The 21,231-nt window shown below is 59.0% G+C and carries 22 protein-coding genes; 6 read left to right on the forward strand and 16 right to left on the reverse strand.

Annotation, left to right across the window (positions count from 1 at the left end; translation table 11 throughout):
- Positions 1 to 15: 15 nt before the first annotated feature.
- Positions 16 to 453 carry a L,D-transpeptidase family protein gene (locus tag H1S03_RS16380; protein WP_430700924.1) on the forward strand — a complete coding sequence of 146 codons (438 nt, stop codon included), beginning with the start codon at positions 16 to 18 and terminating at the stop codon, positions 451 to 453.
- A 3-nt stretch (positions 454 to 456) separates the two neighbouring features.
- Here the strand turns inward: H1S03_RS16380 and H1S03_RS16385 are convergent, their stop codons facing one another.
- Both H1S03_RS16385 and H1S03_RS16390 read right to left on the reverse strand, forming a co-directional pair.
- Complete coding sequence (locus tag H1S03_RS16385; protein ID WP_249777974.1) at positions 457 to 636, reverse strand: PhnE/PtxC family ABC transporter permease; 180 nt, start codon at positions 634 to 636, stop codon at positions 457 to 459.
- Positions 633 to 2,369 (reverse strand): cytochrome c peroxidase, encoded by a 1,737-nt coding sequence (locus tag H1S03_RS16390; RefSeq protein ID WP_347339240.1) that lies wholly within the window; start codon positions 2,367 to 2,369, stop codon positions 633 to 635. Before H1S03_RS16390 ends, H1S03_RS16385 begins: the two co-directional genes overlap by 4 nt.
- Before the next feature lie 115 nt (positions 2,370 to 2,484).
- Here H1S03_RS16390 and mntR point away from each other — a divergent pair, with 115 nt between their 5' ends.
- On the forward strand, positions 2,485 to 2,955 hold the full coding sequence (gene mntR, locus H1S03_RS16395; RefSeq protein WP_166195219.1) for a manganese-binding transcriptional regulator MntR: 471 nt from the start codon (positions 2,485 to 2,487) through the stop codon (positions 2,953 to 2,955).
- Positions 2,956 to 3,200: 245 nt separating this feature from the next.
- On the opposite strand, the gene H1S03_RS16400 is transcribed toward mntR, so the two are convergent.
- The 13 genes from H1S03_RS16400 to H1S03_RS16460 are packed head-to-tail and all read right to left on the reverse strand — an operon-like array spanning position 3,201 to position 13,780.
- Positions 3,201 to 4,196 carry a cytochrome c oxidase assembly protein gene (locus tag H1S03_RS16400; protein ID WP_166195216.1) on the reverse strand — a complete coding sequence of 332 codons (996 nt, stop codon included), beginning with the start codon at positions 4,194 to 4,196 and terminating at the stop codon, positions 3,201 to 3,203.
- Complete coding sequence (locus H1S03_RS16405; RefSeq protein ID WP_166195213.1) at positions 4,193 to 6,127, reverse strand: penicillin acylase family protein; 1,935 nt, start codon at positions 6,125 to 6,127, stop codon at positions 4,193 to 4,195. The genes H1S03_RS16400 and H1S03_RS16405 overlap by 4 nt, the downstream gene beginning before the upstream one ends.
- A 24-nt stretch (positions 6,128 to 6,151) precedes the next feature.
- Entirely contained in the window at positions 6,152 to 6,319 is a 168-nt protein-coding gene (locus H1S03_RS16410; RefSeq protein WP_088652261.1) for a hypothetical protein, read from the reverse strand.
- The gene (gene lnt, locus H1S03_RS16415; protein ID WP_249777975.1) at positions 6,319 to 7,869 is read right to left on the reverse strand and encodes an apolipoprotein N-acyltransferase; all 1,551 of its coding nucleotides are present in this window, start codon (positions 7,867 to 7,869) and stop codon (positions 6,319 to 6,321) included. Before lnt ends, H1S03_RS16410 begins: the two co-directional genes overlap by 1 nt.
- A 17-nt stretch (positions 7,870 to 7,886) precedes the next feature.
- Positions 7,887 to 8,381: a signal peptidase II gene (gene lspA, locus H1S03_RS16420; protein WP_185805241.1), complete on the reverse strand. Its 495-nt coding sequence runs from the start codon at positions 8,379 to 8,381 to the stop codon at positions 7,887 to 7,889.
- Positions 8,362 to 9,147 (reverse strand): ZIP family metal transporter, encoded by a 786-nt coding sequence (locus H1S03_RS16425; protein ID WP_166195201.1) that lies wholly within the window; start codon positions 9,145 to 9,147, stop codon positions 8,362 to 8,364. The genes lspA and H1S03_RS16425 overlap by 20 nt, the downstream gene beginning before the upstream one ends.
- 22 nt (positions 9,148 to 9,169) lie before the next feature.
- Positions 9,170 to 9,628, reverse strand: coding sequence for a DUF411 domain-containing protein (locus tag H1S03_RS16430; RefSeq protein WP_166195198.1), 459 nt, complete (start codon positions 9,626 to 9,628; stop codon positions 9,170 to 9,172).
- Positions 9,629 to 9,631: 3 nt separating this feature from the next.
- Positions 9,632 to 11,005 (reverse strand): M23 family metallopeptidase, encoded by a 1,374-nt coding sequence (locus H1S03_RS16435; RefSeq protein WP_166195193.1) that lies wholly within the window; start codon positions 11,003 to 11,005, stop codon positions 9,632 to 9,634.
- A complete protein-coding gene (locus tag H1S03_RS16440) occupies positions 11,002 to 11,628 on the reverse strand; it encodes an SCO family protein (protein ID WP_166195188.1) in 627 nt (208 codons plus the stop codon). The genes H1S03_RS16435 and H1S03_RS16440 overlap by 4 nt, the downstream gene beginning before the upstream one ends.
- Positions 11,628 to 12,098 (reverse strand): copper chaperone PCu(A)C, encoded by a 471-nt coding sequence (locus tag H1S03_RS16445; protein WP_430693254.1) that lies wholly within the window; start codon positions 12,096 to 12,098, stop codon positions 11,628 to 11,630. Before H1S03_RS16445 ends, H1S03_RS16440 begins: the two co-directional genes overlap by 1 nt.
- 22 nt (positions 12,099 to 12,120) lie before the next feature.
- Complete coding sequence (locus H1S03_RS16450; RefSeq protein WP_166195182.1) at positions 12,121 to 12,780, reverse strand: DsbA family protein; 660 nt, start codon at positions 12,778 to 12,780, stop codon at positions 12,121 to 12,123.
- The gene (locus tag H1S03_RS16455) at positions 12,777 to 13,199 is read right to left on the reverse strand and encodes a disulfide bond formation protein B (protein WP_108895398.1); all 423 of its coding nucleotides are present in this window, start codon (positions 13,197 to 13,199) and stop codon (positions 12,777 to 12,779) included. Before H1S03_RS16455 ends, H1S03_RS16450 begins: the two co-directional genes overlap by 4 nt.
- A gap of 5 nt (positions 13,200 to 13,204) precedes the next feature.
- Positions 13,205 to 13,780: an SCO family protein gene (locus tag H1S03_RS16460; RefSeq protein ID WP_221892748.1), complete on the reverse strand. Its 576-nt coding sequence runs from the start codon at positions 13,778 to 13,780 to the stop codon at positions 13,205 to 13,207.
- Between the two features lie 623 nt (positions 13,781 to 14,403).
- Between H1S03_RS16460 and H1S03_RS16465 the strand changes: the two genes are divergently transcribed.
- Genes H1S03_RS16465 through ccmI form a run of 4 tightly spaced genes read left to right on the forward strand, consistent with a single transcriptional unit; the run spans position 14,404 to position 18,581 of the window.
- Entirely contained in the window at positions 14,404 to 16,395 is a 1,992-nt protein-coding gene (locus tag H1S03_RS16465; RefSeq protein WP_166195178.1) for a heme lyase CcmF/NrfE family subunit, read from the forward strand.
- Between the two features lies 1 nt (position 16,396).
- The gene (locus H1S03_RS16470; protein WP_430700923.1) at positions 16,397 to 16,951 is read left to right on the forward strand and encodes a DsbE family thiol:disulfide interchange protein; all 555 of its coding nucleotides are present in this window, start codon (positions 16,397 to 16,399) and stop codon (positions 16,949 to 16,951) included.
- Positions 16,948 to 17,433, forward strand: a complete 486-nt coding sequence (locus tag H1S03_RS16475; RefSeq protein ID WP_166195176.1) for a cytochrome c-type biogenesis protein — start codon at positions 16,948 to 16,950, stop codon at positions 17,431 to 17,433. Before H1S03_RS16470 ends, H1S03_RS16475 begins: the two co-directional genes overlap by 4 nt.
- Positions 17,430 to 18,581 carry a c-type cytochrome biogenesis protein CcmI gene (gene ccmI / locus H1S03_RS16480; RefSeq protein WP_166195173.1) on the forward strand — a complete coding sequence of 384 codons (1,152 nt, stop codon included), beginning with the start codon at positions 17,430 to 17,432 and terminating at the stop codon, positions 18,579 to 18,581. Before H1S03_RS16475 ends, ccmI begins: the two co-directional genes overlap by 4 nt.
- A 97-nt stretch (positions 18,582 to 18,678) precedes the next feature.
- On the opposite strand, the gene H1S03_RS16485 is transcribed toward ccmI, so the two are convergent.
- Positions 18,679 to 20,829, reverse strand: coding sequence for a protein-disulfide reductase DsbD family protein (locus H1S03_RS16485; RefSeq protein WP_240910498.1), 2,151 nt, complete (start codon positions 20,827 to 20,829; stop codon positions 18,679 to 18,681).
- Between the last annotated feature and the right edge of the window lie 402 nt (positions 20,830 to 21,231).

A 21,231-nucleotide genomic window follows, 5' to 3' on the forward strand; every position in this document is an offset into this window, starting at 1 on the left:
TAGCAGTCGAATCTCATAATTAAGGGCAAAAAATATCCCCGAACGCGTCGTGTCTCAGATTTAAGGGCAACGCGACAGCTGGTTCTGGACGGCGCGGATGATGTCTTGCGGACCTATCCCATCGGATTGGGCTTCGCGCCCGAAGGCCACAAGCAGTTCGAAGGGGACGGCCGCACGCCGGAGGGCTCCTACGCGATTGACCGGCGCAACCCGGACAGCCTCTTCCACCTCTCCATCGGCATCTCATATCCCAATGAGGCCGACATCGCGTTCGCGGAGGCGCAAGGCCGATCTCCGGGAAAGGACATCTTCATTCATGGCGGCCCAAGACGCGGGATTGACCCTGTGAATGTACGCGACTGGACCGCGGGCTGTATCTCTGTCACCGACCGGCAGATCGAGGAAATCTACGCCATGGTCAGGGACGGAACCCCCATCGACATCTATGCCTGATCGTCAGGTGAAGCGACGGCGCAGCGCAACGTTGATGGCTTCGATGGCGATGACCATGACGACGACGGCAATCGTGACGCTGGCCGCCTTGTCATACTGGAAAGAGCGCACGTAGGTCTGGATGTAAAAGCCGATCCCGCCCGCGCCGACAATGCCGAGGATCAGCGACTCGCGCAGGTTCAACTCGAACCGGAAAATCGTGTCGCGGGCGACGACCGGGCGTCCGCCGAGAGGTCCGCGGCCACGGTGTCGGTCAGCAGCAGGATATGCTCCGCGTCCCGCCGCGGCAGTAGCGTATCGATTGTCGAGGCGAAGGTCGTCAGTTCGGCGAATGCCAGCCGGAAAGCGGTGTTCTCGGTGTCGAAGGCTTCATAGGGCTCGTCTGCCGCGCCAACGGTCTCGAGATAGGCGGTTAGGTCGGCGCGGTCTTCCTCGGTAAGCCCAAGCGATTTCGTCTCGTCGAACCAGTCCACGACGGCGGCCAGCGTCGGCAATGACCCGTCGTGGAAATAGGGGGCGGTATAGGCCGTGCCGAGCAGCGTGGGCGTGTCCAGCGCACCGGCACGGGCACCTTCATAGGCTGGCGAAACGGAGCCGATGTCGTGGGCCTGCCGGTCGAGGAAGTTCGCGTCTGGCACGTGGCAACTGGCGCAGGACCGATCGCCGAGCCCGGCGAAGGGCCGGTTGAAGATCTCCTCGCCGCGCCGGGCGGCCTCTTGGGCCGTGTCGGTCAGGCGGCCATCGGTCGTCAGCATGGAATTCGGCAGGAAGTCGAACTCGAGCATGTAGGCGACGAGAGCGTCCATCATGAAGGGCGTCGGTTCCTTCCCGCCGAACTCGTTGACGATCACGTTGCGGGTGAAATCGCGCAGGGAGGCGAAACGACCATCGCGGCCGTAGGGCCCGGTGAAGCGCAGACCGCGCAGGCTCGGAATGTCGAGCGGGTCGTCACGCCGATCATTGAAGATCGGGTTGAAAAAGGCGCCGTCGACGTCGATCGCGCCCGGCTGGTGGCTGGCACCCGGAATGAACAGCCGTTGGTTGACGTCCGAGCGGTTGTGACAGGTCGAGCAGGCGAGACCGAGATCGCGCGCCGGGCTTCCGAAGATTTGCGCGCTGTCGAACAGCATGTCGCCGTAGGCCACGAGCGGCAGATCGGTCTCGTCGATGCCCTGCTCCTCGAAGTTGAGGACGAGCAGTGGTAACGGGTCCTGATCGAAAATGTCGGAGCCCGGTGGCAGGCTTGGCGGTACCTCGATGGCGCGACCGCTGAGTATCGCAGTTTCCGGCAAGGCGCTCAGCGTCTGACGCCGAGCAAAATCGTCAATGATATAGTTTTCCGCGAGGTAGTCGGAGATGACCCTGCGCGCGGCCACCATCGTGTTGCGATCAGCGGATGTGACGCCCGCGCCCAGGACCCCGGCGGAACCCATACTGCTGTTCAACTCCAGCCAGGCAAGGCCGATTTGCCTCGCGGCGTCTCGCTCCGCCGCGGCGATGCCGTCCTCAAACGCGCGATAGAGTTCGCGAGCTGTCCGTACGGCCTGCTGCGCATGCGCCGGGTCTTCGACCGCAACGGCCCGGTTCAGTTCCTCTTCGATCCTGAGCGCTATGAGCCGCGTCGCCTCGGCAAAGACCGCCTGCCGGTCTTCATGCGTGATCGCGTTCAGAAGCTGGGCAGCGTCAATGTCGCTTTCGCGATCCACCCACGCCAGGGCACCGATGGAGAATTCCGAACCCCGGTAGGGTTCCCTCCAGGCGGTCTCAATATCATCCCAGGGCAACGGCTCGAGATTTCCAAGAAAGAGCGTCAGCCGGTAGGCCGCCGCCTCGGGAAGCCAGGGGGTCTCCTTAGCAGGTGTTGCGGCCACAGGTCCGGACAGGACGAGCACACTGGCCAACGTGGCGAGCAACACTCCCAGGAAATTTCGTATCACCATAACCTCCAGAGACAAAAGTTAGACATGGCTAACTTATCTACCCTCAGCAAACAAGTTGTCAATCCCGCTGTTTCGCTGCAAAGTCCCAAGTATGACAAAGCTGCAATCACATGGGCGTGAACCGTTTGAAACTGTCGACAGAGCTCCCGAAGCACAGGCCGAGGGGTTTGCGACCGTGCGTCAGGCGCATGAGAGCGAAATGGCGGAGGACTACGTCGAGTTGATCGCGGAACTCATCGAGACGCGCGGGGAGGCCAGACCGGTCGAGATTGCAGAACGACTTGGCGTGAAACCGCCGACCGTGACCAAGAACATCTCGCGGCTCAAAGCTGCTGGCCTGGTGCGGCGGGAACCTTATCGCGCCATATTCCTCACGGATGCCGGTCGGGAGTTGGCCGAGGCCTGCCGCCGGCGGCACAGGATCGTCGTCGAGTTTCTACTCAGCCTGGGAATCGACGAAGAGACTGCGGAACGCGATGCGGAGGGGATCGAGCATCACGTCAGCACGACCACGCTGGAGGCCTTCGAACAAGCGCTGAAGCAATTCCGGAACCACGAATAGCGACACAGCGGGCTCTCGCAACAATGAGGACGTCACGACGACGATGGAGGCGATGCCAGCGGTCAAACGCCGGGACGAGACTTGAGCGCTGGTTTCGAACTCTGGCGCCAAACGCCAATTGATCTTTCGTACCCAGGTGAGCCGGAGGTGGTGCGTACCTAATCCTCTCTTTACGACTGACTGCTGGCCGAAGTTTCCGGTCGTTGGGACATGCCGTGGGCGCTACCCTGAATTTTTGTCGATCGTCAGAGCGCGTAGACGATCGTCACGAGCGTGATCATGACAATCGAGAACATGGCGAATGCGCCCAGAGCGAGTGTTCGGCCCATGTCGCGATTTGGCTTTTCCACTTTCAGACGCAACTCCGCGGCGGTTTCCGGAAACTCGAGCGCCGCCACATTCGAACCCCGCATCAACTCGTATCGGGTGTTCCATCGGCGCACTTCCGCCGCGTTCCAGCCGTTCAGCACAAGGATAATTGCCGCAATCAAAACCATCGAGGACGGGACCCAGATTGTGTAGCCACCGATCGTCTCGTCAGCCAAGGCGCTAAGTCCGCTACTGTTCCTTGCCGTTTGGTAGGACGCATAGAGACCCACCTCTTTTAGCGTCGTGAGGGCGCCCAGAAAAATATTCGAAACGATCACTACAAAACCGGATATCAGCCGCGCCCCTCGCCGCGCACCATCAGGCGGATCCCTGGGGTCGAACAGCATGCCGAAATACCAGATCCCTGCCAACACCATCGACAGGTGCGCGAGCATCTCGATCGCCGCAACGCGCTGCGCAAGTCCGTAAAGGACAGGAACCTGCCAAACGTATAGCGCGGCAACAAGCAAGGCAGTGGCGATCGCGGGATGCGCCATGAACCGCACGATGCCACGATTGCCAAGCGCATTGAGGTGCCGTCGCCATTCTCTTGCCAGACCAGCTTGCAGTATGCGCCATGGTTGGGACACCGCGAAAAGCAGCGGTCCGGCAAGGCGGAGAAGAAGATGCTCCACCTGGTGCAGGGAGAAGAGACTGTGTCCCAACGGGGCCAGGGGCGCGTTCGTGGCGACGAGGAGGCAGGCAATGCCGGTGAAGAACTGAACCTGTCGCCAGACAGTAATCCTTCCGAGAATGCGAGAGGATCGCGCGAGGCCGCGCATGTAGAGCCATGCGGCCAATCCGACGGAAACAAACCACACCGGTGAAATCGCATAGCCAAACGGATCGTAGTGGATGAGATACGTGATCATTGGCTCCTATCCTCTTTCGTACTCGAGCTGTCCTCTGATTTGGGTGACAGTCGAGATGTTCCTGCGGCACCACCGCGGGCCAAGGACAGATCCGTGCTCATCATTATGTATTTACCCTGCATCCACTTCGGAAAGAGGTTTTCGTAGAACCTTGAGAGAGGGTGCCCGGACTGACCGGCGGGCGTGATGAAATAGGAACCGCTTTCGTCCGAAAGCGACATGACCGCCTGAAAGTTGGTGCCCGCATCGGAGACAAATGGCCGATCATCGTAAGATGCAAATACTGTCGACATCAGAGTAAAGGGATCGCCCGGCGTTGGTGCTTCGAGAGACAACAAGTCGCTCACCATCCCGCCCGGTCTGATCGGCGACCACTGCATGTTCAAAGTATGCGCCTCACCCCAGGACCAGTCGGAGGGATCGGATCCGTAGCGGTCGACCAGCCAGCCGAGGGCATCATCCAGAGCCGCTCGAACCTGATCTTCGCAGGTTTCTGTGCGTGCGGAAGGGCGGATGTCGCACCAGACTTCGCTCCTGTCGCGACCGGAAAGGACCGCGTAAAGGAAATCGGGATTCGGTCTGGTCCAAACCTCTTTCGCCGCCGGAAATTCGTCCTGAAGAATGCGTCGTTGCAAAGCACTGACCCATGCCCAGAACACGAGCGGCTCCTGTGAATAGCGATCCATGTCGCCATTCCATTGCGCAAGCCTGTCCAGTATTTCGTTGCGAAGCCTTTCGGTGCGGGTCTCTTCGATGCCGCTTGCGGACCTCACGAACCAAAGCTCTTTTGCCATCAGAGGAAGAAGGGCGCGTGCGGCTGCGCTGACAGTGTCGCGTTGAACCGCAATCGCGCCCTCGACCGAGAATATCAGCTGTCGATCATCAAGCACAGCCAAACGGGCGTCTCGAAACGATGCAGGGCGCTCGATCTCCCTTTCGGGCCAGCGGGCCAAGGTTTCACGGTCGATCGCTAGAACCTCCATTCCGGCCGATAACATTTCGGAGGTTCCGCTAAGGGCGTTGTTCGCATCGGTTGACCTCGCGAGACGGTCAAGCATCATCAGATAATCGCCAGCACTCCTGCCTGTAGGAGCTTCTGGCTCTTTGACGGGTTTTTGGGGAGTTGATCGAAACGCCCATGCGACGCGCTCGTTGCGGCCGATGACAACGAACGGCACGCCCGGCAACGTGGCGCCAATCGCGGCCCCTGTCGGAAGCTGAAGATCCGCCAGGTACCATTCAGAGGGGAGCGACAAAGGGCCAACGATGTCCGCGGCGAGAATTGGTGCCCCTGTGGCCGTTCGGTCGCCGGACAGCGCCCAAGCATTGAGGCTGACTTCGGGCGGGGTCGCAAACAACTCGGGTGTGACGGGGCGATCTGACGGGACCTGCAAATCTGACGAGACTGACAATTCTTGCCGGCTCTTGGGTCGAAGATCGCTCAAAAATGCATGGGCTATTCTGAGGCTATCGACAGGTCTCCAGGCCGCTATCATTCTCTCGTCAGCGATCAACAGTTCGGGTGAGCCCCTGCCGCGCCCGCCTTCGGAAACCAGCCCAAGCCACGCGTTGACACCGGCGGCGTATGCTTCGAGCGCATCGGATGTCGAAGAGTCAATTTCGCTCGTCGGCTCCAGTGGCAACAGGTCTTTCGTTGCACGCCTTGCCCTCAACAACTGACCGAGCCTGTCTTGCGCGTGAACGAAGCCGATGGCGAAATAGACATCCTCGGCGGACCCCGCCGTGATGTGCGGTAAGGATGAAGAATCCCGCAGGATATCGACCGGGCTATCTATGCCTGCAACGCTGAAGTCCTCGTCATAGTCGGGAACGGAGGCACGCAGCAGAAAGTAGACGGTACCGGAAACGGCCAATCCCGCTGCGCAGGCCGCCAGGAAAGTGTAAAGCAATATGTTGAACAGTCGTTTCAATTCGTTGCCGATGCTGAAGCATTTTCAGGACGTGATGCGCAACAGGATCACCGAGGCGAAAAAGGCGAGGAGGCCGAAGGCAATGCCGAAGCTTGTCGCATATTGAAGCATATCCAGGCGGTTTCCTTTCCGCCGCCGCGCCAGATAGCCACCCCAGATCGCACCTCCGACAAAACCCGCGAGTACCAGCATCACCATTCCTCCATTCTTAAATGCTCCGCATCGAGACGTCGTCGGATCAAGCCGAAAGAATAGACCAGGCTCCAAGACGCAACGATAAGCACCAGTATTGTCCAGTCGCCGAAACGTGCGTAGGGCGTGGGAGCGCGCGCGCCGGGCAGGCTGGCGTCAATGACGCCTGTTTCCCCGGTATCGAGACGCGCGACGACATCTCCATTGGCGTCGATGATCGCGGATATCCCGGTGTTGGCCGCGCGGACCACGGGAAGACCTTCTTCGACCGCGCGCATGCGCGCGGCCGCGAGGTGCTGCTCGGGCCCGATGCTGGTTCCGAACCAGGCATCGTTGGTGGCGTTGAATATCCAGTCGGGGCGGAAAAGATCATCGACCACGTGGCCCGAAAAGATTATCTCGTAGCAGATCGCGACCGCGACCAGCGGCGTACCCGGGAGCGGGAGCGTGCGTGGTCCCGGTCCGGGCGTGAAATCGCCCAATCCCTCGGTCAGCCGTGCGAAAGGCAGCCAGCCCCGGAAGGGAACGTATTCCCCGAACGGCACGAGATGATGCTTTGCATATCCGGTCAGTATTTCCCCGCTGCTGTCATAGGCCTGGACCGTATTGAAATAGCGGGTACCCGCATCGCTCTCCACTCGATCGGGCACTCCCGTCAGAAGCAGCGTACCTTCGGGCAGAGAACCGGTGATCCGGGCACGGGCTGCCGCGTCCTCGTCGAGAAAACCGGGAAAGGCCGTCTCCGGCCAAAGCAGAAGATCGACGTTGCCGGGACGAGATGAGAGGTCGAGGTAGAGCTCAAGGGTCGCGTCCCGGTTTCCGGGCGCCCATTTCTCCCGTTGCGGCACGTTGCCTTGCACGATGCGCAGGTCGACGCGAGGCAAGGGCGCCTCTGATCCAAGGCGGAACGTACCGGCACCCCAGAGTCCTATGATGGCCATCGCGCACAACACCAGAACGGCTGACCGTTGACGTGGCACGGCGGAATACGCAGCTCCCGGCATGACGCCGACAAGGACGGTGAGAAAGCTCAACCCGTAGCTTCCGACCCAGGCTGCCGGCTGTCGCAGCGCGGCGTGATCGACCAGAGCATAAGCGGCCAAGTTCCACGGAAAACCTGTCAGGACATGACCTCGCAACCATTCCGTCGCCACCCAGCAGGTTGCGAGAAGCAGACTTGCGGCAATGCTCCCGAGGGGTCTGCGCTGCGCGATGACGGCATAGAGCGCCGCAGCCATGGCCGGGAAAATGGCTAGGCCCGCTGACAACCCCGCGACGGCCGGGATCGCCAGCGCGGCGAAACGTTCGGCATCGACGTAAAAACTCTCGGCGATCCAAGCGATTCCGAACCCGAACTGGCCAATTCCGAAGACCCAGCCGATGAAGAAAGCGTGCGCTGTGGAAACCTGTCGGAGTATGAGAAAGAGCGCCGAGAAGGCAACCGGAACGGCGATGAGCCATGAGAACGGCGGAAGGGCTAAAACCGTCAAACCGCCCGCCACAAAACTAATTCCGGAACGCAGAGGAATGTAATGGCCCCAGACAGACATGTGCGCCAAACCCGTCATCATGTGCCATTCTGAAACTTGGCGCTCAACCAAGGAGCTATGAGCAGCAGCATCACCCCGCCGACCACGAAAACATCCGCCATGTTGAAGGCAGGCCAGTGCGCCGACCCGATGTAAAAATCAAGGAAGTCTGTCACCGCGCGATAGCGCAGGCGGTCCAAGACGTTGCCGAGCGCACCACCGATGATCGCACCATAGGCGATGACCTCAACCCGGCTGGCGGCTCGCACCAGCATGACCGTCAACCACCCGCAGATGGCGAGGGCCAATACCGTAAGGCTCCACCATGGCGCACCAGCAAGTAGTCCGAATGTCACGCCATCGTTGCGCAGGTAGATGAGATTGAAACCGGGAAAGACCGGAATTCCGGCGCTCAAATCTGCCGCATTGGCGACGACAATTGCTTTTGTCACCTGATCGACAAGAAAAGCAGTTCCAGCCGCAATGAAACCTTGGAAATGGGACTGTTTCATCTCATCCTCCCAGCCAAACATCGAGAAACAACATGATCACGAGGCCAACCGCGAGACCGAGTGTCGCCCTGTTTTGATGGCCGGAACGGTGGGTTTCGGGAATGATTTCGTGGCTGATGACGTAGAGCATCGCCCCGGCGGCGAAGGCGAGGCCCCATGGCAACAGCGGCTGCGAGATGCTGATGATCCCAGCCCCAAGAAGCCCACCTACTGGCTCGACAAGACCTGTCAGGGCGGCAATCCCCCACGCACGGCGCCTGGAATACCCCTCACCAAGCAATGAGACCGCTACGGCGAGACCCTCGGGAGCGTTTTGCAGCCCAATGCCAATCGCAAGCGGCAAGCCACCAGAAAGACCGTCAGCCCCGAACCCGACACCAACGGCGAGTCCTTCGGGGAAATTGTGGATCGTGATCGCAATGATGAAGAGCCAGACGCGGCGCAGCGAAGCAGAGTCTGGGCCTTCCCGCCCCGACTTGAAATGCTCATGCGGCAGCCGTTCGTTCATCAGAGCGACCGCGCCCATGCCAAGCAGAATCGCGACACAAACGATGGCCGCCGGCAGAGCACCGTTGTCGAACTGTCCTTCGGCTGCGTCGAGAGCCGGGATGATCAGCGAGAAAAACGATGCAGCGAGCATGACACCCGCTGCGAAGCCAAGTAGCAGATCGCGTGTAGCCCGGGATGGGATGCGCCCGAAAAGAACTGGGATCGCCCCGACCGCTGTCAGCGACCCGGCGGCCAGACTTCCTAGAAAGCCAAGGGTAATTGGGGAGAAGGGTTCCAAGCGCTGAGGTCTCGCCGATACGTCAGTCAGCGGCCGAATAGCTGCTAAAGATCTCGGTCGATCCATCGCCGCGGATCAGGAAGACGTCATAAGCCTCACGATCATCCTCCGGTCCCATGCCCGGCGAGCCATAGGGCATTCCCGGCACCGCCAGCCCCACTGCATCTGGACGTTCATCCAACAAACGCTGAATGTCTGATGCCGGTACATGACCTTCGATCACGTAGCCGTCGACCAAAGCGGTATGGCAGGAGACCATGCGCTGAGGCACGCCATTGTCGAGTTTGAAGCGCACAAGAGATCCCCCGAACATGTCCTCGCCTGTCGGCGCGAATCCGCTTTCCTCGAGATGCTTCATCCAGGACAGACAACAGCCGCAGCCGTTTGTCTTCCGGACATCAATCTGGATCGCATCGGCGACAGCTTGCGCCGCGGGAAACAACGCCAGCGTGACTGCAAGGGCGGAAGCCAGTCTTTTCATGGATTAAAGCCTTTCGGTTGTTGTTTGCACAAATTCGCTGGTGAGCCTCTCGGCCAGTAGCGAGCGTGCCTCAGCCAATCGCTCAAGTGCAGCCGTGTCATCCGCATCCCGCTCGGCCGCCTCTGCCAGTCGGTCGTCTGAGAGAGGATCGGTTGGGCGACCATTCACCAGAACTTCGTAATGCAGGTTAGGCCCGGTCGCGGTGCCGGTCGCACCGACGCGACCGATCATATCTCCAGCCATCACGTGTTGCCCTTGTGTGAGGCCGTCCGGTACAGCGCTCAGATGCGCATAGCGCGTCAGGGTGTCGGAGCCATGTGCGATCTCGACGACCCGACCATATCCTCCGCGTCGACCTATGAAGCTCACGCGGCCCGGCGCCGTCGCCTGTATCGGCGTGCCACGCGCCGCCGCGAAGTCGACCCCTGTGTGCATCCGTACATTGCCGTAGACCGGATGGGTGCGACGGCCGAAGACTGAACTCAGCCGTGCACCTTCGACCGGTTGCGCGAACACGCGCAGGACTTCTCCGTCGACATAGATCGTCGCTTGGCCGCTGCCGTCGTTCGGCCAGACGATTTCATAGACCGAGCCATCGATATCCAGTGCGGCAAAGGCAAGCTCGGGCTGACCAATCCTCTTGTTCCCGTCTCGGGCCTCGCGCCAAAGGAGGCGCATCGTCTCGCCACCCGCAAGATCACGACGGAAATCGACGGTGCCGCCCAGCATCTGCGCCAGGTCCACCGCAAAACGGGCGGGGATGTCTGCCGTGTCCAGGGCGGCGAAAATCGAGCTCTCGATCACCGCCTCGCCCGCGAAAGTCACCAATTCGAGGTCCGGCTCCAACACGCGGGCGGCAAGCTGTTCGCCGAAGACCGCCTCTATCCGGACACCGTCTTCGACGGCAAGTTCTACACGACGCGGGTTGTCGTCCGTTGTGGAAACCACGGTAATGATGTGACCCGGTCGCAGACGGCGCAGATCGTATTCCGCGCCAATCGCCAAGGCGATTTCGGCGCGATCCGAAGCCTCCAGCCCCGCATCGGAAAGGACCGCATCAAGCGTCTCGCCAGACGCAATCTCGCGCGACCAGGTGACCAGCGGGGGCTCGATAGATGGCAAGGAGGTATCAGCGGGGGAAACGGGCAGGAGGGGCACGGGTCTGAACTCGAATGCGACATCTGCCTGGGCGAGTGTAGGGCGGACCGAATTGGTTTCGGCAATCCGAGGCGGCGCGAGCGGATCGGGAGTCCAGAGGGTCGCTTCAGCAATCGCGCGAGGCACCGGTTCTTTGGACGGAACGCCAGAGATGGCGATGGCGGTCACCGAAAATGCGCCTGCGACCGCTAGGCTCGCCAAGACAGTTCTTATCTTCATGTTGCTCCCTCTACGTCTTCTGTCAGTGCGCGCCGGATCTTTGGCACCGCGAATTCTCTTGGCTCGTGATAGTCGATCATGGTGACGAGCTCACCCTCGGCATCGAACAGGAATACGCTTGCCGTATGGTTCATCGTATAGCCGCCGCCCTCAGTCGGGACGCGCTCAAATGAGGCACGAAACCCTTCTGCGGCGCGGGCAATCTGGTCTTCCGGCCCCGTCCAGCCCCGAATGGCTGGATGAAAATAGCCGACATATTCGGCCATGGCATCGACCGTGTCCCGCGCTGGATCGACCGTGATGAAGGCCACGTTCATCTGCGCGGCTTCGTCTCCGAGATCTTCAAGCCAGCCGGAGATGTCCGATAACGTCGTGGGGCAGACATCCGGGCAGTAGGTGAATCCAAAAAACACCATTGTCGGACGACCGATCACGGTGCCAGGCCCTACCTCATTTCCCTCGTGGTCGGTCAGCCGGAATTCCATCGCCGACAGGGGGAGAGGCCTTTGGCTGGCCGGTTTTGGTGCTCCGGGACCATCCACCCGCCACCAACCGAAGCCGAGCATCAGAGCGACAGCGCCTACACCGGCTGCACCGTATTGGACCACATGCCGACGCTGCATCAGCTCTCCGGCCCGCGCGCGGCGATCCCCAGAATTGGGACCTCGACAGTCACTTCGCCACCGTCCGAGAAGGCCAGTGTCAGCGGGAAGGTCTCGCCTTCGATCATCGGCTCTTGCAGCTTCATGAGCATGGCGTGCAGCCCGCCCGGCTCCAATGCCACGCTTTGGCCGGGCTCAATCGTGATCTCGCCTGCAGGCGCCATGGAACTGACGCCATCGGAGTTGGTTTTCGTCTCATGGATTTGGGGCATCACGGCCAGTGGTGTCGCAAGGCCGGTCAGCGTCAGGGCGTCTTCACCCGTGTTGCGCACGGTCATATAGGCGGCACCTGGCCTGTTGACGCCGATCGAGGCGCGGGACCACGCGTTTTCGACCACGACATCCTCCGAACCGGCCAGTGCAGGGGCCGACAGCCCTACAACCGTCAAAAGCACGGCCAATGCATTGGTATATCTCAACTTCTTCACCACTCGTTTCTCCTGCTTCCGCAAATCAGCTTTGGCTTGCCGCAACTTCCACTGCCACCAGGCTCCGCAATTCGGCCTCACCGAACGGATCGAGAGGCTTGCCGTTCACGAAGAACGTGGGCGTTTGGCGGACCCCGACGGTCTCGACATCGGCGCGGTCCTGGTTGAGCACCGCCACAACACCGGGGGCCAGCATCTGTGTCCGGGCAGCTTCGACATCCAGACCTCCGCTTGCGGCAATCTCAAGGATCAATCCGGGTGCCGGGGTCCCGTGAGACGCCCATCTGGGCTGCTCTCGCAAGACTGCCTCGAGCACGGGTTCAAACACGTCCTGCATGCGCGCCGCCTCGAGCACACGGATCGCTTCTACCGACGCCTCGCCGTGAAACGGCGTATAGCGGATTACAACACGCACCGCGTCTCCGTGCTCCGCCATGATATCCTCGACGACCGGATAGAAAGCGCGGCATGCCTCGCAGGCCGGGTCGAAGAACTCAACGATGGTTACGGGCGCATCCACAGGTCCAAGGATCGGGGAATAGGGCCGGATCAGCGCATCGGCCAATTCAGGGTCGATGGGATCGGCCGCGGCAATCGGGTCGGGGCGGGTGGCATACCAGGCCGCGCCGCCGAAACCGGCGACACCGAGCGCGAGAACGGACAGGATGAGGCCGCGTCGTTTCATTCTTGTGTTTCCTTCAGTGAGACGGCCGACAGCAGCCCGATCACCACGAAGGCGACAAGCGCCATCAGCGGAATCGGTACGCCGAGGACCAACTGGTTGTCATCGATGCAAGAGGGACCGGTCGCCGTGCAGGGCTGGATACGCTCGGGGACCAGCCCAACATAGAGGCCCATATGCCAAAACGCGACGGCGGCACCGCCCAAGGCCAGCGCGATCCCGTAGCGACCCACACGCCGGTCCTGCCACCAGAGCCCGAGCCCGAGGATGATGGCCAAGGGAAACATGAAGGCACGCTGAAACCAGCAAAGCACGCAAGGTGTCTGCCCCAGAACCTCGCCGATGAAAAGCACTGCAAGCGACGCGGTGAGCGCGATGATCCAGGCCAGCCCGAGGGCCGTCTCTCCGGAAAGTCGGGTCATGACGATCAGATCCTCTCTCTCAGATCGGCGAGGATCTCTTCGGCGGGCGTGCCGTAGGGCCAGGAGTCCGCGAAGCCTGCTTGCGTGTCGAAAAGGAAAAGATGCGACGTGTGACCCATCGTGTAACCGCCCGGCGCAGTCGCCTGCTCGATCCGCTCAAAGAATATCGGAAAGGTTTCGGATGTCGCGGCGATCTGCTCTGGTGTGCCGGTAAGCCCGATGATCCCTGCGTCGAACAGCGGCACATACTCCGCAAGTGCCGTCGGCGTATCCCGCTCGGGATCGACCGTTATGAAAATCGGCTGAACCATTGCCGCCTCATCGCCCAAGCCCTCCATCACGGCCGCCACCTCGGACAGTGTCGTCGGACAGACGTCGGGGCAATTGGTGAAACCGAAGAAGACCAACATCCAGCGTCCTTCGAAATCTTCCGCTGTTTGAACCATGCCACGATGATCGGTCAGTTCGAAGTCAGCAAAAAACGGCGGTTCGTTCTCGGCTCGGGCAAGGTCGGCACGGTAGTCCAACCACAGCAACAGCCAGATGAAAACGAACGCCGCCACGCCCGCAAGGACCCACAATACCTTTTGAAGACCTGAAAGCCTCACGCCGCTCCGCCCGAACTTGATTCTCTAATTTGTGTGCGTTTACATCCTCTAGCTACTGTAGGTTCAAGCGTGATTCCTGCCCTGCGGCAGCACGTCACGCACCTGTGAAGTTAATGCTCTCTATTCAGCGCTTCAAAACCTGCCGTCACTCAATGTTTCGCTGCTTCGTCTGACCCTACGGGTGGCCATCGAGGGAAGGCAACGGCAAGTTCCGCTAAATCCGACGCCTGCGGAAAACGGACCTGCAGATATAAAGCTGCTACGCAGATGCACTGCAAGCATGAGTCATTTATTAAGGTATCAGTCTAAAATAACGCTTGAACCTACAGCGACTGCAGGAACTACAAACAACGCGAATCAACTGTCGGATTCTGCTCACGGCATGCACGCACAAAGAACTTCATCCCACTCGGTTTTCCGCCCACCCCCATCCCGTTTGCGATTCACAGAAGCGAACACAGGCGGAAAGTGGAGAATGTCGCGATATGATCTCACTAGAATGAACGATGAACGATGAACGATGATCATGCTGAATTCCCCCAATGCAGAAACCTTGTCCGGCTCGGATGCAGAAGCGCTACTCAGGAGAACGCAAAATGACACCTGAGATCGGACAATTCGCACTTATCCTGGCGCTTGCCGTCGCGATTGTTCAAAGCATCCTGCCAATTGTCGGGGCAAGCACGGGGCGCGTGCTTTGGATGGAAAGTGCCAAGACGACAGCCGCGCTGCAGCTGGTGTTGGTTGCCATGGCATTCGGCGCACTCATGCGATCATTTGTTGTCAGTGACTTCACGGTTCGAAACGTGGTGGAGAATTCCCACTCGCTGAAGCCGATGATCTTCAAGTTTGCGGGCACCTGGGGCAGTCACGAAGGGTCCCTACTTCTCTGGACCCTTATTCTCGTACTTTTCGGAGCTGGGGTCGCGCTGCTGGGCAGAAACATTCCGGTTGGTCTCAAAGCGCGAACTCTATCCGTTCAAGCCTGGATCAGCGTCGGTTTCCTGAGCTTCATGCTCTTTACATCCAATCCGTTCGAGCGGGTGTTTCCGCCGCCTCTGGATGGCACAGACCTTAATCCTCTGCTGCAGGACATCGGGTTGGCGATGCATCCCCCGCTCTTGTATTTTGGGTATGTCGGCTTCTCGATCGTCTTCTCCTTTGCGGTCGCGGCTCTGATAGAGGGTCGGGTGGATCCCGCATGGGCGCGTTGGGTGCGGCCTTGGACTCTGACGGCCTGGATCAGCCTCACTGCGGGGATCGCACTCGGCTCTTGGTGGGCCTATTACGAACTTGGCTGGGGCGGCTGGTGGTTTTGGGACCCGGTTGAAAACGCATCCTTCATGCCATGGCTGCTGGGTACAGCACTCCTGCACTCCGCTATCGTCACGGAAAAGCGGGACACGTTCAAAAGCTGGACCATTCTTTTGGCCATCCTGACCTTTTCGCTGTCACTTCTGGGGACATTTATCGTCCGGTCCGGCATTTTGACATCCGTTCACGCGTTCGCGGTCGACCCGGCGCGCGGCGTGTACATTCTCGGCCTTCTTGGCGTGACCATTGTCGGCTCACTGACACTTTACGCATGGCGCGCGCCTCAGCTTGGATCGGGTGGCGTCTTTCGGCCAATCAGCCGCGAGGCCGGGCTTTTGCTCAACAACCTTCTGCTCGCGACCGCAACGGCGACCGTCCTTTTTGGAACACTCTATCCATTGTTTGTGGAAGCGGTGACTGAAGAAAAGATCTCTGTAGGACCACCGTATTTCAACGCGACGTTTATCCCTTTCATGCTGCCGCTCGTCATTATAATGGGAGTTGGCCCATTCCTGTCTTGGAAACGGGCCGATCTTCCCGGTATCTGGCAGCGGCTGCGCTGGGTTTTTGGTATCGCGATTGGTATTGCGGGGATCGTTTGGTACCTTCAGACAGACGGGCCCCTGCTTGCCGTGGTCTCGATAGGGATTGCAGCCTGGGTTTTTTTTGCGACGTTGCGCGAATGGACGCTGCGCATCAAGCTCTTTAATTTACCGCTTTCACAGTCTCTGCGTCGCGCACGAAACCTGCCGCGCGCTGCGCACGGTATGACGCTCGCGCATCTCGGCGTTGCAATGCTTGTGCTTGGATTCGTAGGTTCAACTGCTTGGAAAGAAGAACGTGTTCTTTTCGCAGAACCGGGGACGACCGTAGAAATCGCCGGTTTTGAGGTAGTATTTGACGGCGTCGAACGGTTGCGTGGTCCAAACTACATCGCACAACAAGGCCAGCTTCGCGTCTTGAAAGATGGACGGGAGATTGCGCTTCTTCGTCCGGAGCGCAGAAGCTATCCGGTCGCGGGGACTTCAACAACCGAATCTGCAATCAGATCAACGCTCACCGGAGATCTCTACGTCACCATCAGTGAGCCCGCGGCCGATACGGCGTCGGGCCAGTGGAATTTGCGCGTTCTCTACGAGCCACTGGTCAACTGGATATGGATCGGAGCGACGATGCTGGTGCTTGGCGGGTCCCTTTCGCTATCGGACCGCAGATTGCGGGTGGGTGCGCCGTCGCCAAAAAGCCGGTCGTCAGCGCTTCGACCGGCGGAATGATATGATGAAGAAAATCCTTCTCGCGATGCCAGCGCTGGTCGCAGTGATCTTGGGTGGATTTTTGTTCTGGGGGCTAAACCCGGCCCGAGATCCAAACGCAATCCCTTCCGCTTTGGTCTCCGAACCAGTTCCGGACTTTGAACTTCCACCGGTAGAGGGCACGCAGACACCCGGACTGTCGACCGCAGCTCTTCGTAGCATTGGCGAGCCGGTTTTGGTCAATGTATTCGCTTCATGGTGCGTGCCCTGTCGTGCTGAGCATGCGGTGCTAACCAGGCTTGTTGAACAAGACGGTATTCGGCTGATGGGGATTAACTACATGGACAAACCAGCAGATGCCGCAAACTGGCTGGAGGAGCTTGGCAACCCCTATGAAAGGATCGGATCAGACAGCGAGGGCCGGGTCGGTATCGAATGGGGTATTTCGGGGGTGCCTGAGACGTTTGTGATCGATGCAAACGGTATCGTAGTCTATCGCTACGTTGGTCCCATTGTGACGCCAGAGGCACAGGATGAAATTCGTGCTGCGTTGGCCGCAGCAGGTGGTCAATCATGAAGAGTTGGCTCTATTCACTGGTGCTGGTGCTTGCCGCAACAACCGCGGCATGGGCTGTGGAGCCAGATGAGTTGCTGGATGATCCAGTGCTTGAGTCGCGCGCCCGGGAGCTCTCAAAGCAGCTACGCTGCGTTGTCTGCCAGAATCAGGATATCGATAGCTCAAATGCGGGTGTTGCCCGAACGATGCGCACCTTGCTGCGCGAACGTCTGATTGCAGGTGAAACAAATGACGAGATCATTGCGTTTTTCGTAGATCGATATGGTGACTTCGTCCTGTTCAGGCCGCGCCTGAAACCCGCCACGTATCTGTTGTGGTTCGGACCAGCGGTTCTTTTTGCCGCTGGGATTGGCGTTGTCTTTGTCACAATCAGGCGCCGAAGCAGGGCCGTTCTTGATGGCACTGCTGATCCACTGAGCCCCGATGAAGAGCGTGAGTTCGAAGCCATTTTTCATGAAAATGAAGGACGGAGAGACCCATGATTTGGTTGGTATTATGCGCTATGGCATCCATCACTGTCCTTCTGTTCTTGTCCGGTCTCTATCGAACGGGTGAAGTCCTGAACAGAAAGGATGGAGCGTTGGTTATCCTCAAGGATCAGCTTTCCGAAATTGATACTGATCAAGAGCGGAATCTGATATCCGTTACCGAGGCCGAAGCGGCCAGGGTTGAAATCAAACGCCGCATTCTGGCTGCCGGTCGGCTTGCGACACGTGAGTCGTCGCGCGCAAGTGGGCGAAGCACCATCTTCGCGTCCGCCATTGCCACGCCCTTGGTAGCCTTCGCTCTGTATTCTCAAATCGGCTCGCCACAGATCGAAAGCCAGCCTCTGGCGTCTCGCGCATCTGAAACCCAGCAAGCCGCAAACCTCTCAGAGTTGACCCAGAGACTAAAAACCCGGCTTGAAGCAGACGAGTCTGGTGGACCAAGTGATGGTTGGGTTCTGCTCGGTCAGACCTATATGCGTATGGCTCGTTACGATGATGCCGCCGATGCATTCGAACGCGTCACTTTCCGCGACAATGCAGATATCTCAACCCTGTTGCTATATGCCGAGGCCTTGATCGCAGCCGAGAACGGGATCGTGACGCCGCAAGCGGAAAGCGTGATCGAACGTGCATCGGCGATGGACCCTGATGATCCAGGCCCAATTTTCTATAGGGCCCGGATCCTCGAACAGGACGGGATTCCAGATGAAGCGAGGGCGCTTTTGATCGAGCGTCTCGAGAGAGCGGATCGCGCCTATCCGTGGATGGAGCTTTTCCTGTCTGTCGCCAACCGATTGGGGGAACAGATCGGAGAGAACCCTGTCGCCCTAGCAGATTTCTTTCCGGACTCTCGGGACGCGCGTGGCCCCCGTGCGGCCGATGTCGAGGCCGCACAGGATATGTCAGTCGAGGAGCGCAGCGCTTTTGTCCGCTCCATGGTTGACCGCCTGGCGGCGCGATTGGCAGACGACCCAGACGATCTTGAAGGATGGCTACGGCTTGCAGAAGCGTACAGTGTATTGGGTGACTTTGATGCTGCCCAGAACGCCGCCGACAAAGCGCGCAGCTTGGCCGAAAGCCTTCCGGAAACGGACCCTACGCGTGCCGCCGCCACGGCCCGATTGGACCGGATCAAAAAATAGATTGGGGCCACGAGATCTCAGATACATAACAGCTTTCTTTTCACCTGAAACTGAACCATTGCAGGTTCCACATCTCTGGAGCAATGCAGGCGCTTTTTCATCGTTTTCCGACGCCGCTGAGATTGGCAGCCGACAGCGCTTCGAGAACGGCATCCGCGGATAGCAATTCAGATAAAATGATGCCTTCAGGCGCATCTGGACCGTAGACGATGTTGAACGGAATTGCGTATCTGCCGTGCGCCTCGAGATAGGATTGGATTTTCGCGTCCGGTCGCGTCCAATCCGCGCGCATCGCAATCACTCCTTCTTCGCCAAGTGCTCCTAAAACTGGTTCACGATCCAGGACCAGGGTTTTGTTTGCTTTACAAGTGATGCACCAATCCGCAGTAACGTCCACGAATACAGTTTTGCCCTGCGACACTTCACGCGCAATCCGGGACCGGTCGAACTCGACCCAGTAAGAAGTGATCGAGTCTGTTACATCATCGGAGCTTTTTGGCAGCAGTGCAGGGGCCGCCAATGTCATGCCCAAAACCGCAGTCATTCCCCACAGCAAACCGTTACGAGGCTGAACCTGATAGGCTCTCGCCGCCAGTACGATGAGCCCAAGACCCAGCAGTACCAGGCCTGTGAGGGTTGGCGACGTCACACCAATCAAGACCCAGCATAGCCATGCAACGGTTCCGGCAAGCAGCAATCCGAGAACGATCTTCACGCTTATCATCCAGGGTCCCGGTTTGGGCAGTCGGGACAGGAAACCAGGCCAAGCGGCAACCAGAATATATGGCAGTGCAAGCCCAATCCCCATTGCTGTGAAAACCGCAAGTATATCGCCTGTCGTGCCAGAAAGGGCGAAGGCAATGGCTGTCCCCAGCAACGGGGCGGAACACGGCGTTGCAAGTATCGCAGCCAGAGCGCCGGTGGAGAAGTCTTCGGCATACCCCTGCCCAAAGCGGCCAGATAGCCTAACCATCCAGCTGCTGGGCAAAGAAATTTCAAAAACTCCAAACAAATTTGCCGCGAAGAGTCCCACAACGAGTATGAGTGCGATCAGGAAATATGCATTCTGAAACTGCACACCCCACCCAACGGCATATCCGAGCGTCTGCAGCGCTATGACCGCCAAGGCCAGCACCCACATGAAAGCAACGGTTCCCCCAGCCGTAGCGAGAAACCCCGCGCGCAATTGTGAAACGGAGCGATTCTTCATTCGGAGCGCCGATCCGAATTTGATCGATAGAACTGGCAAGACGCATGGCATTACGTTCAGTACCAACCCTCCTAGGAAGGACAGCAAGAGAATCGGGAAAAACTGACCCCTATCTTGGCTGGTCTCGGATGCGTAAGGTGGCGCAGGTATAACGTCGGTAGTGTTCACATCATCGAATGTAACCGCGACATCTTCGTCTACGACCGTAATTCGAAGGGAGGTTTGTTCCTCGCTTAACGCGAGAATCGGGATACTTGCCCAGAGACCGGTGCGATCACTTGTAAGGCGGATGTCGGGTGCGCCGAATGCAGAGCCTGCACCAAACTCTGGAAAAAGATCGGGATTGTTCCAGCCAGAAGGCCGCGTCATTTGAACAACCAATGCCTGATCCTGCTTCAGCGATGCGCCCGAGACCGCTATTGCACTTTCTGGCCCTGCAACAGGTACGCGAGCGGCCCATGTCGCGATATCGGTCGCGGCTTTCGCATCGACGCCCGTTCCCAATGGCACAGGGAGTGTCAATTCAAACCTTTCCGGAATGCACACATTGGAGCAGATCAGCAGATCGACGAGTCCCTTCAGCTCGGCCGCTCTATCAGAGTTCGCAAGCCGCAACTGCAATGGAAATATTACTTGTTTGGCATAGCCGAAATTTTCAATTCCGAAGGCGCGGAAACGCGTGGGTGCGGGCCAAAGCATGTCGACGGATTCAAGGTTTGTGGACCCCTTCCAATCGATCTCCGGCGGCAGGCCAACCTCGCCGGGCGACCGCCAGTACGCTTTCCATCCTTCCTCCAGTTCAATCTTTAAACCCGCCGAAAGGAACTGCGATCCCGGGGCGATTCCTGCTTCCGCGACGATCAAGCGCGCCGTCAGTACTTCGGAACGATACGCATTGGATTCCAAGGCGCGAACAGGGCTTGCCACTAAAACAAGAAAGAGTGCGAGACTGACAAGCAATCCCTGATACCCTGCCAAGGTTATACGCATATTCTGACCTCTTTTTTCTTCGCGCTCAGTCTCGGGAAGTTGCTGCAACGTGCTGTTCTCGAACGCGTTGCGATGCCGTCACCCCTCAAACAGTAGGCCCAGACAAGACTCCGAATAGCTAGGCGACAGCGATGCTCGTTTGGGCTTCCTGCAAAACAGTCTTTTTTCTGCGTCGAACACAAATTTGACCCGCTCTCCATGGTGTCGCGCTTATAGGCTAACGCTGTTTAAAGGTAAGTCCTCAACTAACTTTTCACGGTACCTCCGATAGTTCACCCGTCGAGTCTCGACGCCGGGCGGCAAAATAGTTAGATCACTGGAACAGCCAGATGAAAACGAACGCCGCCGCGCCCGCCAACACCCACAATACCTTCTGAAGACCTGAAAGCCTCACGCCGCTCCGCCCGAACTTGATTCTATATTTTGTGTGCGTTTACATCCTCTAGCTAC

It is taken from the genome of Pontivivens nitratireducens (genome assembly GCF_014235845.1).
GTDB lineage: Bacteria > Pseudomonadota > Alphaproteobacteria > Rhodobacterales > Rhodobacteraceae > Pontivivens > Pontivivens nitratireducens.

Excerpts from the sequence above, each read along its gene's own strand:
- mntR (WP_166195219.1), top strand. The coding sequence starts at position 2,485 with ATGACAAAGCTGCAATCACATGGGCGTGAACCGTTTGAAACTGTCGAC.
- H1S03_RS16400 (WP_166195216.1), bottom strand. The coding sequence starts at position 4,196 with ATGATCACGTATCTCATCCACTACGATCCGTTTGGCTATGCGATTTCA.
- H1S03_RS16410 (WP_088652261.1), bottom strand. The coding sequence starts at position 6,319 with ATGCTGGTACTCGCGGGTTTTGTCGGAGGTGCGATCTGGGGTGGCTAT.
- lnt (WP_249777975.1), bottom strand. The coding sequence starts at position 7,869 with ATGTCTGTCTGGGGCCATTACATTCCTCTGCGTTCCGGAATTAGTTTT.
- lspA (WP_185805241.1), bottom strand. The coding sequence starts at position 8,381 with ATGTTTGGCTGGGAGGATGAGATGAAACAGTCCCATTTCCAAGGTTTC.
- H1S03_RS16430 (WP_166195198.1), bottom strand. The coding sequence starts at position 9,628 with ATGAAAAGACTGGCTTCCGCCCTTGCAGTCACGCTGGCGTTGTTTCCC.
- H1S03_RS16435 (WP_166195193.1), bottom strand. The coding sequence starts at position 11,005 with ATGAAGATAAGAACTGTCTTGGCGAGCCTAGCGGTCGCAGGCGCATTT.
- H1S03_RS16440 (WP_166195188.1), bottom strand. The coding sequence starts at position 11,628 with ATGCAGCGTCGGCATGTGGTCCAATACGGTGCAGCCGGTGTAGGCGCT.
- H1S03_RS16450 (WP_166195182.1), bottom strand. The coding sequence starts at position 12,780 with ATGAAACGACGCGGCCTCATCCTGTCCGTTCTCGCGCTCGGTGTCGCC.
- H1S03_RS16455 (WP_108895398.1), bottom strand. The coding sequence starts at position 13,199 with ATGACCCGACTTTCCGGAGAGACGGCCCTCGGGCTGGCCTGGATCATC.
- H1S03_RS16465 (WP_166195178.1), top strand. The coding sequence starts at position 14,404 with ATGACACCTGAGATCGGACAATTCGCACTTATCCTGGCGCTTGCCGTC.
- H1S03_RS16470 (WP_430700923.1), top strand. The coding sequence starts at position 16,397 with ATGATGAAGAAAATCCTTCTCGCGATGCCAGCGCTGGTCGCAGTGATC.
- H1S03_RS16475 (WP_166195176.1), top strand. The coding sequence starts at position 16,948 with ATGAAGAGTTGGCTCTATTCACTGGTGCTGGTGCTTGCCGCAACAACC.
- ccmI (WP_166195173.1), top strand. The coding sequence starts at position 17,430 with ATGATTTGGTTGGTATTATGCGCTATGGCATCCATCACTGTCCTTCTG.